Source organism: Micromonospora sp. DT178 (genome assembly GCF_049841695.1).
Lineage (GTDB): Bacteria > Actinomycetota > Actinomycetes > Mycobacteriales > Micromonosporaceae > Micromonospora.
In genome coordinates this window covers 43,810-56,726 of the sequence record NZ_JBNCKV010000009.1, presented here as the reverse complement: position 1 = coordinate 56,726, position 12,917 = coordinate 43,810, and the positions used below count along the sequence as shown (strand labels likewise).

The 12,917-nt window shown below is 67.9% G+C and carries 13 protein-coding genes, 1 tRNA gene and 1 pseudogene; 7 read left to right on the top strand and 8 right to left on the bottom strand.

Going from position 1 to position 12,917, the window contains the following annotated elements; genetic code table 11:
* Positions 1-29: 29 nt before the first annotated feature.
* On the bottom strand, positions 30-773 hold the full coding sequence (locus ACLQ22_RS18220) for an SDR family NAD(P)-dependent oxidoreductase (protein ID WP_425693559.1): 744 nt from the start codon (positions 771-773) through the stop codon (positions 30-32).
* A 92-nt stretch (positions 774-865) separates the two neighbouring features.
* Here ACLQ22_RS18220 and ACLQ22_RS18215 point away from each other — a divergent pair, with 92 nt between their 5' ends.
* Complete coding sequence (locus tag ACLQ22_RS18215) at positions 866-1,117, top strand: hypothetical protein (protein ID WP_425693357.1); 252 nt, start codon at positions 866-868, stop codon at positions 1,115-1,117.
* Here the strand turns inward: ACLQ22_RS18215 and ACLQ22_RS18210 are convergent.
* Complete coding sequence (locus ACLQ22_RS18210) at positions 1,070-3,040, bottom strand: BTAD domain-containing putative transcriptional regulator (RefSeq protein WP_425693356.1); 1,971 nt, start codon at positions 3,038-3,040, stop codon at positions 1,070-1,072. The two genes, ACLQ22_RS18215 and ACLQ22_RS18210, sit on opposite strands and share 48 nt — an antisense overlap.
* A gap of 168 nt (positions 3,041-3,208) precedes the next feature.
* Between ACLQ22_RS18210 and ACLQ22_RS18205 the strand changes: the two genes are divergently transcribed.
* The gene (locus ACLQ22_RS18205; RefSeq protein ID WP_425693355.1) at positions 3,209-4,027 is read left to right on the top strand and encodes an alpha/beta fold hydrolase; all 819 of its coding nucleotides are present in this window, start codon (positions 3,209-3,211) and stop codon (positions 4,025-4,027) included.
* 109 nt (positions 4,028-4,136) lie between these two features.
* Here the strand turns inward: ACLQ22_RS18205 and ACLQ22_RS18200 are convergent, their stop codons facing one another.
* Both ACLQ22_RS18200 and ACLQ22_RS18195 read right to left on the bottom strand, forming a co-directional pair.
* On the bottom strand, positions 4,137-4,310 hold the full coding sequence (locus ACLQ22_RS18200) for a hypothetical protein (protein ID WP_425693354.1): 174 nt from the start codon (positions 4,308-4,310) through the stop codon (positions 4,137-4,139).
* Positions 4,307-4,702: a hypothetical protein gene (locus tag ACLQ22_RS18195; RefSeq protein WP_425693353.1), complete on the bottom strand. Its 396-nt coding sequence runs from the start codon at positions 4,700-4,702 to the stop codon at positions 4,307-4,309. Before ACLQ22_RS18195 ends, ACLQ22_RS18200 begins: the two co-directional genes overlap by 4 nt.
* Before the next feature lie 405 nt (positions 4,703-5,107).
* On the opposite strand from ACLQ22_RS18195, the gene ACLQ22_RS18190 reads away from it, so the two are divergent.
* Together ACLQ22_RS18190 and ACLQ22_RS18185 are read left to right on the top strand one after the other, a co-directional pair.
* A complete protein-coding gene (locus ACLQ22_RS18190) occupies positions 5,108-6,235 on the top strand; it encodes a helix-turn-helix domain-containing protein (RefSeq protein ID WP_425693352.1) in 1,128 nt (375 codons plus the stop codon).
* Positions 6,232-6,810 (top strand): HD domain-containing protein, encoded by a 579-nt coding sequence (locus tag ACLQ22_RS18185; protein ID WP_425693351.1) that lies wholly within the window; start codon positions 6,232-6,234, stop codon positions 6,808-6,810. Before ACLQ22_RS18190 ends, ACLQ22_RS18185 begins: the two co-directional genes overlap by 4 nt.
* A gap of 7 nt (positions 6,811-6,817) precedes the next feature.
* On the opposite strand, the gene ACLQ22_RS18180 is transcribed toward ACLQ22_RS18185, so the two are convergent.
* Positions 6,818-7,141 (bottom strand): hypothetical protein, encoded by a 324-nt coding sequence (locus ACLQ22_RS18180; protein ID WP_425693350.1) that lies wholly within the window; start codon positions 7,139-7,141, stop codon positions 6,818-6,820.
* Between the two features lie 500 nt (positions 7,142-7,641).
* Between ACLQ22_RS18180 and ACLQ22_RS18175 the strand changes: the two genes are divergently transcribed.
* Both ACLQ22_RS18175 and ACLQ22_RS18170 read left to right on the top strand, forming a co-directional pair.
* Complete coding sequence (locus ACLQ22_RS18175) at positions 7,642-7,860, top strand: hypothetical protein (protein WP_357451576.1); 219 nt, start codon at positions 7,642-7,644, stop codon at positions 7,858-7,860.
* A 1,961-nt stretch (positions 7,861-9,821) separates the two neighbouring features.
* On the top strand, positions 9,822-9,989 hold the full coding sequence (locus tag ACLQ22_RS18170) for a hypothetical protein (protein WP_425693349.1): 168 nt from the start codon (positions 9,822-9,824) through the stop codon (positions 9,987-9,989).
* Positions 9,990-10,295: 306 nt separating this feature from the next.
* Here the strand turns inward: ACLQ22_RS18170 and ACLQ22_RS18165 are convergent, their stop codons facing one another.
* Entirely contained in the window at positions 10,296-11,567 is a 1,272-nt protein-coding gene (locus tag ACLQ22_RS18165; protein ID WP_425693348.1) for an MFS transporter, read from the bottom strand.
* A 113-nt stretch (positions 11,568-11,680) separates the two neighbouring features.
* Between ACLQ22_RS18165 and ACLQ22_RS18160 the strand changes: the two are divergent.
* Positions 11,681-12,031: pseudogene (locus tag ACLQ22_RS18160) on the top strand (tyrosine-type recombinase/integrase); the annotation flags it as partial.
* Between the two features lie 77 nt (positions 12,032-12,108).
* Here ACLQ22_RS18160 and ACLQ22_RS18155 read toward each other — a convergent pair.
* Both ACLQ22_RS18155 and ACLQ22_RS18150 read right to left on the bottom strand, forming a co-directional pair.
* A tRNA-Val gene (locus tag ACLQ22_RS18155) sits at positions 12,109-12,180 on the bottom strand.
* 94 nt (positions 12,181-12,274) lie between these two features.
* Positions 12,275-12,820 carry a TIGR02611 family protein gene (locus ACLQ22_RS18150; RefSeq protein WP_425693558.1) on the bottom strand — a complete coding sequence of 182 codons (546 nt, stop codon included), beginning with the start codon at positions 12,818-12,820 and terminating at the stop codon, positions 12,275-12,277.
* Positions 12,821-12,917 lie beyond the last annotated feature (97 nt).

Sequence of the window (12,917 nt, the reverse complement as noted above, 5' to 3'; positions counted from 1 at the left end):
GGGTGGCCAGAACGGCGGTGAGCCGGTGATCAGATGGTGAAGCCGCCGTCCACGTTGATCGTCGCCCCGGTGATGTAGCGCCCGTCGGCGCTGGCGAGGAACGCCACCGCAGCGGCCACGTCGGCCGGGTCCGCGTAGTGACCGAGGGCGGTGAACCCGTTGATCGTGTCCGCGTTGGGGCCGTCGGCCGGATTCAGCTCCGTGTCCGTGGCCCCTGGATTCACCAGATTCACGGTGATCGCCCTGCCGCCGAGTTCGCGTCCGAGTGCCTTGGTCAGGCCGGTCAAAGCGGTCTTGCTCATCGCGTACAGCGCGAAGCCCGGGAAGACCGCCCGCTCTGCCATGTTGCTGCCGATGTTGATGATCCGTCCACCGGCCGACATGTGTCGCACCGCAGCCTGGGAGGCGACGAACGGTGCCCGGACGTTGACCGCGACAGTCAGTTCGAACTCCTCCAGCTTCAGTTGCTCCAACGGTCCGAGCAGGAACGCGCCGGCGTTGTTCACCAGGATGTCCAACCGACCCAGCTCGCCGGCGACCCGGTCGACCGCGCCGACCACGGCCGCCGGGTCTGCGCTGTCCGCCTGCACGGCGATGGCCCGCCGTCCCGCGGCCTTGATCTGGTCCACCACGTCGTCGGCGCGTTGCTGGTTCCGCTGGAACGTCAACGCCACATCGGCGCCCTCCTCCGCCAGGCGCAACGCCACCGCAGCGCCGATGCCACGACCACCACCGGTAACCAGAGCTACCTTGCCCTCAAGTGCCTTGTTCATGACAGAAGCCTGGCCCGACCGGAGACCAGCCGTCTGGCGGTGATCGGACGGCGCGTTCTCCTGCCTCGCCTGCCGCGCAAGACACACTGGCCGTGTTCATCGCCGAGGTCGCCCGTGTCTTGCCGGTGCGGGCTGCGAGGATCGGCCGGGTCGCGCGCGACCTGCGGCGGAACCGGATATGTGATCAAGGCATGCTGTCGGTCGTCGGCGGCGGGCTGAACGCACCGCGGGAGGGCCGTGCTCGCAGTGGCCTGGCGATCCGCGACGACCCGGATCTCCTGGCCCAGCTCTCCGGCTCATCGGCTGCGGCTGAGGGCCGCGTCGAGGTCGTCGAGATGGCGTGAGACGGGGCCGACGGTGAGCATGCCGCTGCCGGCTCCGGCCAGCTCGTCAGCGGCCGGCGTGAGTTCGATCCGGGCGCGTCTCATCGCCGTCCGATCGTCCAGGGCGATCGCAGCTTGGGCGGTGAGGCACCACAGGGCCTCGAACAGCAGGTCGCGCGGCGGATCCGGGGTCTGACGCAGCGCCGCACGGGCATCGGCCGGGCGGTCCCGTCCCAGTAGGACGAGTGGACGCGCCCAGGGCAGGTGAGGGCCCCAGTCGGTCTCATCGTCGAAGCGGACCGGTTCGCCGTGCGACACGCGCAGGCACAGCAGGGCCAGTGGTAGGAGGCCCCGCTCGACGCCGGGCATGCTGGCGTTGGCGAGCTGTGCCGCCCCCTTGCGGTAGGCCGCTTCCGCGGCCTGTGGCGACGGCTCGGTCGCGGCCAGTCGCAGTGCGCGGTACCACTGGGTGAACACGCCGACCAGCGGGCGGTCGTGCCGTTCGGCGAGCCGGTCCGCTGCGGTGGCGTGCTGGTCGGCGGTGGCGAAGTCCGCGAGCGCGCTGCGGGCCTGCAATCGGACGAGATGACCGAGGATCTCGAACGTCCCCAGGCCGTGCTGGGCGGAGAGCGCGACGAGCTCGGCACCGATCTGGTCCCGCTGGGGAGCCAGGCCCGCGCGGTGGAAGGTCTGCATGAACACGCCGTTCAGGGCGAAGGCCAGCAGGGCCGGGTCGCCCAGGCGGCGCGCGATCCGCTCCGCTTCCTGGGCCGCCTCGGGTCCGCGCGCCGCGCGGGTACCGCGTGACTCCACCGCGATCGTGGCCAGCAGTCGGGCTCGGGTGGCCTCGGACGAGCCAGGGCGAAAGGCAGTCAGGGCCCGCTCGGCCGCCGCTACGATCTGCGTCGCCTGCGCCGGGGCATCCGAGCGCGTCCAGATCGCGGGTACGTCGTAGCCGCCGATAATCCGGGCGGTGAGATCGGGATCGCCCAATTGCTCGGCGGCGGCGATGGCCGCGATCCGCTGTTCCCGCGCCGCCTCGAGTCCGCTCGCCCCTGTCACGGCGAGACTTCGCAGCAGGCCGACCGTCGACTCCAGTCGGGACCCGGAGCCGGACGCCACCGTACGGTCGAATGCCGCCGCAGTCTCCGCCCAGACCCGTTGCGGTCCCGGTGAACCCAGCCCGTCGCCGACCCGGTCGGCTTGACGGAGGATGTCGGTCTCCAGGCGACGCAGTCGCGGGCTCGGATCGACGCCGAGCTGTTCCAGGAGCAGGCTGCGGGCTCGGCGCAGTACCGCAAGCGCATCACCCTGGCGTCCCGCGCGGTACAGGGCAAGCGCCAACAGCCGCCACGCCTCCTCCCGCCACGGATGCTCGGCTACGTGGGCGTCGAGATCGGGTACGACGTCCGAGGCGCGCCCAACAGCCAGTCGCGCCTCGGCCCGCTGCTCGATCGCGTTCAGTCGTAGCTGTTCGAGGCGGGAACGCTCGACGCGCGCCCACGGCTCGTCGTCGATGCCGGCGAACGCGGGCCCCCGCCACCAGCTCAGGGCACGATCGAGCCGCTCGAGTGCCTCTTGCGGCGGCGCGGTGGACGCGGCGGCGACCTCGCCCTCGAACCGCCAGGCGTCGACCGCGTCCGGCGCCACCCTGAGCGCATAGCCGGGGCCCTCGGTGACCAGCAACCGAGCCGGCTCGCGCGGTGGACGCTGCGGCTCCAGCGCGCGCCGCAACGCCGCCACGAACGTGCGGACGCTGCCCACCGCACCTGGTGAGGGCTCTTCCCACAGGTCATCAACGAGGCGGTCGACCGGTACGACCCGACCGCGCCCGACGAGGAGTCGCGCCAGCACCGCGCGGTGTTTCGGCCCTTTCAGGTCTATCGGCGCGCCGACGCCGTCCCAGGCGACAACCGGCCCGAGGACACCGAACCTGACCTGCACTGGTCGAACCGCCCTTCCGCGCCTCCGTTCAACGTATCGCGCTCATCGTCTGCTCATCCGCGACCGGCACGCTGGGATCGTCCACCCGACGACGAGAAAAGGACGACCATGACTATTACCATTCCCGATTTCGACTACCAGCGCGTCGCGGTCGACGGGGACGTGACGATGAACGTGGCGGTGGGGGGTACGGGCAGCCCGATCGTGTTGTTGCACGGCTTTCCGCAGACCCACGTCATGTGGCGGCACGTCGCCGTCGACTTGGCCACCGACCACACCATAATCTGTCCCGACCTGCGCGGCTACGGCGCAAGCGACAAGCCCGACGCGCGCGACGTCGACACGTACTCCAAGCGGACCATGGCCGCCGACATCGTCACCCTCGCCAGCAGGCTCGGCCACGAGCGCTTCGCCCTGGCCGGACACGACCGTGGTGCCCTCGTCGCCATCCGCGCCGGCCTCGACCATCCCGCCACGATCACCCACCTCGCCATCCTCGACGTCCTGCCAACGCTGGACATGTGGGAAATCCTGCACGGGTCCTCCGCCGCTGTCGCCTTCCACCTGTACCTGATGGCCCAGCCACCCGGCCTGCCCGAGCAGATGATCAGAGCCAGCGCGGACGCCTTCTTCGGCTACTTCCTCGACGTATGGACCAAGAACCCCCAGGCAATTCCCGCAGACCTGCGGGCGGAGTACCTGAATGCCTCCCGCGAGGCGGTCCCCTCCATCGTCGCCGACTACCGCGCTTCGGCCGGCATCGACATCGAACACGACCAGGCCGACCGAGCCGCCGGGAATCGGCTGCCCATGCCGGCCACCGTCGTCCAGCAGGACTGGGGGGCCGCACTTGGCTACGACGCCGCCGCGCTGTGGCACACCTGGGCTGCCGATCTGGACCACCGCACCACGTCGGCCGGGCACTTCATGGCCGAGGAAGCGCCGGACGAGATCATCAGGGTCATGCGCGCCCTGCTTGCGCGGTAGCGAATCGTCTGCCCGCCGACGGCGCGGTAACGCGCTTAGACGGCCTGCTGACGGCCTCGGCTCGGTTCGGCTGGCACGGTTGCTGTACTTCGCTGCTGTACTGCTGGCATCACACTAGGCGCTGGATACGCACCTTTGGCTGCTCGTTCCTCAGATGGCCCAGCTTGTGCTGGCGGACCTGCTCGTCCCAGACCTCCTGGTCGTAGTCCGGGTCGGGCGGGATCCGCTTGTGGGAGCCGTCGCTGTAGTGGAACTTCTCGTCGCCGGGCCGCAGGATGCTCACCGCAGCCAGCCGAGGAAGCGTTGGTGCAGCGCCTCCACCGGCACCCAGGTCAGGTCTTCGGAGGCGCGCACCAGTTGGGCACCCAGGTAGAGGGCCAGGGAAATCGAAGCGCCGTCGAACTCCGCGCGTAGCTCTCGCTGCCGCGTGCGGCAGGGCCAGGGCGTGTCGCAGCCGCCGCAGCTCCAGATCGGCAGCACCGGGCCGTGCGTGGTCATACGCGGCCTCCGAGCAGCGCCGCAGTCAGGCACCGCGCCTGCCGACTGGTCGCCCAATCCGCCTGCCAGCACGGGTACGGCGTCGGCCGCGACCACCACGCCCGGCAGCCGTTGCACAGGCCGTCCTTGCCCCGGCAGATGCACGACCAGGATCCGCTGCTCCGCCTCGTTGCTCATCGCTCCTCCTTGGCGGGCCAGTGGCCCCGGTTGATCGGGATACGGTGCCGGCTACGACAGGGCAGCTCGACCCCACAGCGGCAGACCCAGCTCCACTTCCGCCACGACCATGCCGGGCGGTGTCGCCGTGCCATGGTCATCGCGACGGCGATCAGGTACTGGTCGTAGGACACTCGTCGCCACAGTGGCGGCCTGTCCCGCATCACTCGCTCCCTCCGCCGGGCAGCACTCCCTGGCCGACCCCGAACCACGGGACCGGATCTGGAACGTTCGGTAACTGCGACGCTACGATCACGACGACGGCGGTGGGACTCACCCGTGGTACGAGTGAGCAGGTCAGATGCGCTGCCGCAGCATTGGTGTCATGGCGGGAACATCGACCACCGGTCAACGTAGGGATGACGGATGACAGGTCGCGGACGATCAGCACCACATCGCGGCGAGGTGACCGGCTACCTGTTCAAGCTGATCCGGGAGTCCATCCCACTCACGCAGGAGCAGCTCGCCGCCGACCTGGATGTTGACCGCGTGACCGTGCAGAGCTGGGAATCCGGGCGCCGACCATTCACCGCGGTGCCGCTCGGACAAGCGATCGCCGTCCGGCACAGGCTCGGACGGCTCGGCGCGAACACAGTCCTGCTCGCCGCACTCGACGACGCCGCCGAGGCGGATCTCATCCTCGCCACGGTCCTCGACGGACAGGTCGACCGCTGTGACATCGCCGAGCAGCCGCTGGGCTGGTCCGTACTCACCCACCGTCTGACCGACTTGATCCTCTGGGCCGTCCTCGGGCAGACACCGACCTTCGCCAGAGGGCTACCCGTTATCCGTCCCCGCCGAGGTCCGGTTGCCTCCGGGCCGACCCTGCCCGTCGACGAGCAACGCGCGTTCTTCGCTCACCTTCATGTGCTCGCCGATCGCGCCGCAGCCGGACGGCCTCGGAACGTGTTGCTACACCGGCAAGCCTGCTTCCTCGCCGGCATGGACCCCACCAAGGCAGCGGCCGGATGGCTCACCCAGACCACCGCCCGAGCCCGCCGAGCGACTAGCTTCCGCACCTGGTCACCGCTGTGGCCCGACGCACGCTCCGTCGTCACGTCCCTGGCTAACCAGGGCGACCCGGAACCATTGCGGGACTTCATCGCTCGCGCACACCCGGACGACGCCTGCGAGCGAGCAGCCCTCAACTACTCGGCCTACTGGGTGGGCGAGATCCCGTACCGCCACCGCGACGACTCCTTCATGCCCGGGACGCTCGCTGACTGGCACGGCTCGATCCTTCTTCGGCACCTGGTCCAGCGCCTGGACCCAGGACACCCCTTCGTCGACCTCAACATCCACAACGTCTGGGCTCTGCTGGCCGCACGACGCGGTCTCGCTCTCGACAACCCCGCCGCGACTCGGGCACTCCTCGACCGCAGCGTCCCGCTCCTGGACAGTGACCAGATCTCCGCGCAGTCCCGGCAGGAACTAGCCTCTATCGTCTACAGCCTGCGGGCTGACGGAATCACCGGCACAGGGACGGGCAAATGACCGACGACCACGACGCCGCCGGAGCGATGAGCTTCATCTTCGAAGCCGGCGTCCTCAAACGCGCCGCCCGCACCGGCTGGTGGTTCGCCGGCGTCAAGCACCCCGAATCCATCGCTGAGCATTCTTTCCGGACCGCGCTCATCGGAATGATGCTCGCCGCCATGGAAGGCGCCGACCCGGCCCGGGTGTCGATGCTGTGCATCCTGCACGACACCCAGGAAACCCGGATCACCGACATCCCGCACATCGCCAAGCGCTACCTGACCGCCGCACCCAACGCCGCCGTCACCGCCGACCAGGTCGCCGACTGCCCACCAGCCGTCGCCGACGTCATCACCGCCGCCGTCGCCGAATACGAAGCGGGTGAGACACCAGAAGCCGTCGTCGCTCGCGACGCCGACAAGCTGGAATGTCTCGTCCAAGCCGTTGAGTACCGCCACCAGGGCATCGACAACGTCGAACGCTGGATCGACAGCTCACGAGCGGCGCTCAGGACCGCGAGCGCCCACCGCCTGGCCGACGCCGCTCTCAGCGGGCAGCCCCTCGCCTGGCTCGCTCCCCCGCCGCCGGAGTGAGCCCACGCTATCGCTCGGTGGTCGACGCTTGACCCAGAAACATCCGGAAGAGCCGGCAGAGATTGAAGACAGCCCGCTTGTGGTCGTGATCGCTGACAAGGCAGTCCCCTGTGGCACCTTCACCGAAGGTCTCCACCAGCACCAAGGACCAAAAGGCAAGGCTACTGCCATGGTGGCGGGCGGACATCCACTTCTGGAAGGCCGCCAACTCGCCCCGGCCGCGCGCGAGGTCAAATCCCGTCAGCGCCGAAAACGCTCGCTCGTACGTTGGCCGACCGACGTACATGCCTAGCCGATGATCCATATGCCACAGGAACTCTTCCCAGCTCACCCGGCCATTGTTTCTGACCGGACCACTTCGGTGTGAAACTCGATCTCGTCTACCGTTACTCCTCGACCGATAGCATCGAACGCGGTCACGTACGCCCCGCCGTCGACCAAAGTCGCCTCGTAATGACTGACACCAGACCTACTGCTGACTTCTTGCTGACCTAGCGCCCCAACCGTTCCCGGGTCTCGGTCAGCCTGCCGATGCCGGCGCCATGAACGACAGGGACCTGCTCGACCGCGCCACCGTCGAGCGGCTCTTCACGCCAGAGCAAGCCGGGTCAGCAAGTTCCGGGCCCGTCCGCGCACGTCTCTGAGGTCGGGCGTTGATCCGCCGCCGGCTGGCCTTGGCTCTCACTGTTCGGCCCTGTTGCTGTCACCGTTGCTGTCGCGACAGCAACAGGGCCGACTGCTTCGGCGTAACGCGGACGCGGAGCACGTCTTGTGCCCTGTGGTGCCCACACTGGAGACGGCCGCGTTCGAAACGCTTGGCAGACTGCCATCATGTCGCCTGAACCGGAATCGTGGACCATCAAGCACTTCTCGCAAGGCAATCCAGCCGGCCCCGGCCAGGACAGTGTCCCGGCGCTGCTACGCCGCATCGCAGACAGCATCGAACAGCGGCCCGGCATCGAGGTCCAGGACGTCATATTGCGCAACGAGGTCAACGCCGACGGTGACTGGTGGTCGGCCACGGTCTACTTCCACGAACCGTCGGCCTAGCGAAATCCGGCGTACAGGTCGGCAATTGTTCGGCGATGATCGCCATCTAGCATCACCTCGTGGTTCCAACTAGCACGAACCCGGCTGGCGGGCTGCCGCCTCGACGGCTCCCGCTGGGAGTCAACATCGCAAGCACATTGTTGGCTCTTCAGGCGTCGTTGCTAATATTCGCGGCGATTTCCGCCATATACGCCCAAGGGGGAATCAACGCTGCCGTAAACGACGCAGCGGGTCGTTCCAGCGTCCCGGTAGACAGCAGTTCAGTCGCACTCAAGGCGTCCTACTTCCGTCTCGAAGCTCGGCTTACCCTGTGGTATGCACTTTTCTTCGCGCCTGCATCGGCTGGGGTCGCGTTGTGGGTCAGGACGGGTCAACAGAGCGCGAGAGTAGTCGCCCTCGCAACGAGCCTGCTTAGCGCGCTTTGCTGTTGCTGCTCCGGGGGCCGGCTATGGCTATCTGACGAAGCAACAGAAATTGATGAAGCGCTTCCGGCCGCATTCGGTCGAATGTATCCAGCATGGGTCGACCTGGGCAAGCTCGGACTAGTAGTGTCCTTTGTGCCCGCATTTATCGCGGCAGCCGCACTGGTCCTCAGTGGGCGTACCGTTGCCCGCACCTCCCCGGGATCGAACCAGTGACCTCTTCGGTGCGAACGCGGGGAATGGACGTCGTTCGATGCTTCTGATGCCGTCTTGCCCTACAGAGTCAGGCTGGCGCGTCGCCCCGTGTCGTACCCTCCCGGCTGCTGCTGGTTGTTTCGCTGCCTCCTCGCTGCCCTTTGCCTTCGCTCACTGGTCAACTGATGCTGTTGTTCCAAGCCGTCCCGTGCCCGAGCCGGAGGAGCGACACTTCCTCAAACCGCGGAAACCTACCCCCGTCATCGACCCTCCGATCGCGCCCAAGAGCCCCTCGTTGAAGGGCCCAGGTTGCTCGATGTAACCCAACGCCACAACGAGTCCGGTCCCTAGCGCCAACATGCCCAACACGAGCAAGCCGGCGTACAGCAGGAACCGATGACGCATCCCATTAGTAGAGCAGGACGGCGCAACCCCTCGCTTGTAAGTTCTGCGCTCTGTCCGGGCGCGTCCGCGCACGTCTCTGACGTCGGGCGCTGATCCGCAGACCGCCGCACTTGGCCCTCCGCATCCGGCCCTGTTGCTGTCACCGTTGCTGTCGACAGCACAGGGCCACCGGTTCGCACCCTGGCGACTCCTTGACCCCCAGGCAACCTACACGGCCTCGTGAACTGGCATGAGACGAACGCTGAGCTGCAAAGACAGTCCTACACTGTCCCCCACAGTCCGTGGGTGTCCGTGGCGGCCGTCACTCGGTTAGTCACCCACACCACATCGGAGTTCGTGGTAGGTCCAGGACCATGACCTCATGGATGAGGCTCAACGGCGGCGGTGGCACCGGCAGCACTTAGCGTCCTGGCTCCAACTTGCCGAGTGCGGATGTGGCACCGGTCGGCGGCCCCGGACCGTTAGCCGCTGACTCGCTGAATCACCGCTACGAGGACGTAGACCACCCCCGCCCAGGCGGCCACTTGCCCAGCGCGGAAAAATCCCGTCCCGGCGTGAAGGAACCTGATCCTTGCCTGCTGCTCAGCCTCGTCCGGGGTCATAGTGATGCCTCCGCGTCTCGGTGATTCGGCCCGATGGCCGATCTTGCCCGTTCCGCCCGGCGAAGTGAACCCACCGACCGGCCGGCACGGACTCTTTCGGTGTGAAGGAACCATCGCTGGCTAACGAGCTGCGCGGCCGACAGAGGTGACCTGCTCGAACGGTCCGCCAGAGTCCGCAGGCGTCCGTCTTCGCTCACCTCGGTCGTCACCCGGTTAGTCACTCAGTCCACGGGCGGGCTTCCTTGGCCGCGTGCGTTCTAATGGCTTCGTGCCGAAACCCTCGACCCCCACACTTCTCTATTACCTGCGGTTCCCCTTGTGGCTCTTCATGTTGCCCGTGCTGCTGTTCGCCGGCCTCCCTGCCCTGATGTTGGCCGGTCACGGCGAGTTTGGCGCAGCTGCGCTGGTTTTGATCGGCAATGTCTACGCGATCATCCTCGGCCGCCTGCTCCTCGCTAGAAAGCTTCTCGGGAAGGGGAGGGTGAAGCCCGGGGACTTAGCCTGAACGCTGCCCAACTCGCCCCCGTCTGCGCTCGCTAGTGCCGTGACCACGAACGTTCACGGTGTTGGTTGACATGCCGTCTGGGTCGCCAGGCCGGCATTGTGGTGGCATTCAGGCTGTGGCGGCGGCAGAACCCGTTCTGTGCGCGGCGGCTCGGTCGCTAGGAGGCTTAGGAGGGCGGACGAGCTGCCTGTGTGAGGCGATTGCGGGGGAGGACTCCAGAGCCAGCCGGGACCACCAGTAGGTCAGTGTGGGCTCCATTGGGTCGCGGTGATCGACGCGAGAACCCGCACCGCCAATGAATGCCGGTCAGCCATTGTCACCGGTTTTCGCCATCGCCGGTTCCGCTGTAGCCTCCGGTTTCGCTGCCGCCGGTCCGGGTCGGGTGGGTAGCAGCGCGGCGGCGAGCACCGCGCTGGCCGCCGACACGCCGATCACGAGCCAGACGGTGATGGTGAGGGGCAGTTGTTGTCCGGCGATGCTGCCCGCCGAGGCGCCGACGACGGTCGCGGCCATCTCGGCGGCCGAGAAGGCGGATCCGACCCGACCGAGTTGGCGGTCCGAGGTCTGGCGTTGGACTTGGACCTGCACCAGCATCAGCAGCGCGCCGCCGGGCAGACCGGCCAGGGCGATGAAGACCAGCGCGGCGACGAAGTGGTGGATGAGGAAGAGCCCGGCGAAGCAGAGGGTGATCGCCGCCAGGCAACCGGTGAACGACAGCCGGAGGAGCCCGCTGCGGGACAGTACGTTGCCGACATACGCGCTGGCCAGGAAGCCGCCGCCGAGTGCCGCCATCAGAATGCCTACGTCGCTGGCGTCGCCGCCGAGGACGTCGAGGACGTACGGCACCAGAAGCACGTTCAGAGCGGCGTTGGCCAACAGGAAGAGGCTGGAGACGATGAGCGTCGCGCGGAGTACAGAGTGCCTGAAGAGGAAGGCCAAGCCCTCCCGGACCTGCTCCCAGAAGGCGGCCAACCAGGAGGACGTGTCCGGCTGGCGCCCATTGTCGGCCACCCGCAGCCGGCCCATTCCGAAGATCAGCACGGCGGACAGCAGATACGTCGCGGAGTCGATCAGCACCAGGCCGTCGAAACCCACGAGGGCGTAGAGCGCGCCGCCCAGGGGCGCGCCGGCGAGGCGGACGATGCCGCCCGCAACCGTGTTCCAGGCGTTCGCCGCCTCCAGGTCACCGCCCCGACCGACGATGGCGGGCACCACCGCCCGGGCCGCGGGCTGGAAGAATTGCCCGATCGCGCTCTCGAAGAATATCGCCGTGTAGAGCAGCCACAGCATGCCCGGATCGTCGACCACGAGCAGTGCCAGCACGATGACCATGCGCAGCAGGTCCGCGCCGACCATGACCGCCCGCCGGTCCCACCGGTCGGCCAGCACCCCGGCCAGGGGCGCAAAGACGATCGCGGGAAGGGTCTGCGCGACGAAGGCGAAACCACTGCTGAGTGTCGAACCGGTCATCGTGTAGACGTAGACCGGCACTGCGACGATCATCAGCCAGTTGCCCAGGTTGGACAGTAGCGTGCTGGTCCAGAGCAGGCCGAACCGCCGGTTCCTGGTGAAGATCACCGCCCACCTTACTTCTCCGTGACCCGCCGCTGGTGCCCCACGTCGTTGGCGACGTCGGATGACACGCCGCCTGGCACGCCAGGCCGGTAGTGCGGTGGCGGTCAGGCTGTGGCGCCCTCAAGCTCAGACAGCAACAACGCGACGAGGCACGAGCAGCCGCCGGCAACGCCTGGCACGAGAACGACCTCGTATTCACCACCCGCTACGGCACACCCATCGAGCCACGCAACTTCCAGCGTTCCTGGCAGACGAGGTGCGAGAAGTCCAACGTCAAGCCGATCACCGTCCACGACGCCCGCCGCACCTGCGCCACACTCCTGGCCGACCTCGACGTCCACCCGAGAGTCGCCATGCAGGTGCTGAGACACGCCCGCTTCTCCGTGACGATGGAGATCTACACCCCGGTATCGACCAAAGCAACCAGAGACGCACTCAAACGCCTCGGCGACTCGCTCGGCCGCTGACGGAACTGCTGTACTCCGCTGCTGTACGACAGCAGAAAGGCCACTTCCCGAAGCCGGGAAGTGGCCTTTGACCTGCGTGGGCGATACTGGGATCGAACCAGTGACCTCTTCGGTGTGAACGAAGCGCTCTCCCGCTGAGCTAATCGCCCTCAGCGCCGATGACTCTACCTGATCGAGGGACCGGACCGGAAATCCGGGGTCCGCGTGCCGCGCGGCGGTCGGTCGACCCGGCGGAGCGCCAGGTCAGTGCGTCGCCAGGTAGTGCAGCGCCTCGGCGACCACGTCGATGCCGAAGCTGTACTTCAGCGACAGCCAGACCACCGAGCCGACGAAGACCAGGCCGACGGTGCCGAGCAGGAACCGTACGGCCAGTGAGCGGTCCTTCACCCACTGGGTCCAGTTGTGCACGTGCCGGCGGGTGAAGCCGAGCAGCCGGCGGGCCCAGTGGAACTCGACGGCCCAGATGCCGAGGCCGGCGATCACCAGCAGCCAGCCCGGCCCCGGCAGCGGGATGAGGGCGATGCCGATGGTGACGACGAGGGCGCCGGCGATGGCGATGAAGATCTTGAGGGCGACCCGCCCGGTCGGGTTGGCCCGGATCAGGTCGAGGGTGGTGCCCAGCCGCTGCCGCCAGCGGGGTCGCCGCCGCCGCTCGGCCAGTGCCGTGCCGCCGGCGCCATCCCGGTCGGTCGCCGGCCGACCGGGCCGGTCGTGCTGCTCCGTCGGCACCCCGTACCCCCGCCTTTCGGCTCCCCGGGCCGCGACGTTCGGCGGGCCCGGCACTGCCATCGGATCCACTGAGGATCGTTTCGTAACCATTTCCTCCCCCAGTGTGGCTCGCGCCCGTCACTGCAACGGCCGACTGGACGTTACCGGAGTAAGTCGA

What these genes read in the sequence shown, in the direction of transcription:
- ACLQ22_RS18220 (WP_425693559.1), bottom strand. Translation starts at nt 773, where the DNA reads ATGAACAAGGCACTTGAGGGCAAGGTAGCTCTGGTTACCGGTGGTGGT.
- ACLQ22_RS18205 (WP_425693355.1), top strand. Translation starts at nt 3,209, where the DNA reads ATGAACGTGGCGGTGGGGGGTACGGGCAGCCCGATCGTGTTGTTGCAC.
- ACLQ22_RS18195 (WP_425693353.1), bottom strand. Translation starts at nt 4,702, where the DNA reads ATGAGCAACGAGGCGGAGCAGCGGATCCTGGTCGTGCATCTGCCGGGG.
- ACLQ22_RS18190 (WP_425693352.1), top strand. Translation starts at nt 5,108, where the DNA reads ATGACAGGTCGCGGACGATCAGCACCACATCGCGGCGAGGTGACCGGC.
- ACLQ22_RS18185 (WP_425693351.1), top strand. Translation starts at nt 6,232, where the DNA reads ATGACCGACGACCACGACGCCGCCGGAGCGATGAGCTTCATCTTCGAA.
- ACLQ22_RS18175 (WP_357451576.1), top strand. Translation starts at nt 7,642, where the DNA reads ATGTCGCCTGAACCGGAATCGTGGACCATCAAGCACTTCTCGCAAGGC.
- ACLQ22_RS18150 (WP_425693558.1), bottom strand. Translation starts at nt 12,820, where the DNA reads ATGGCAGTGCCGGGCCCGCCGAACGTCGCGGCCCGGGGAGCCGAAAGG.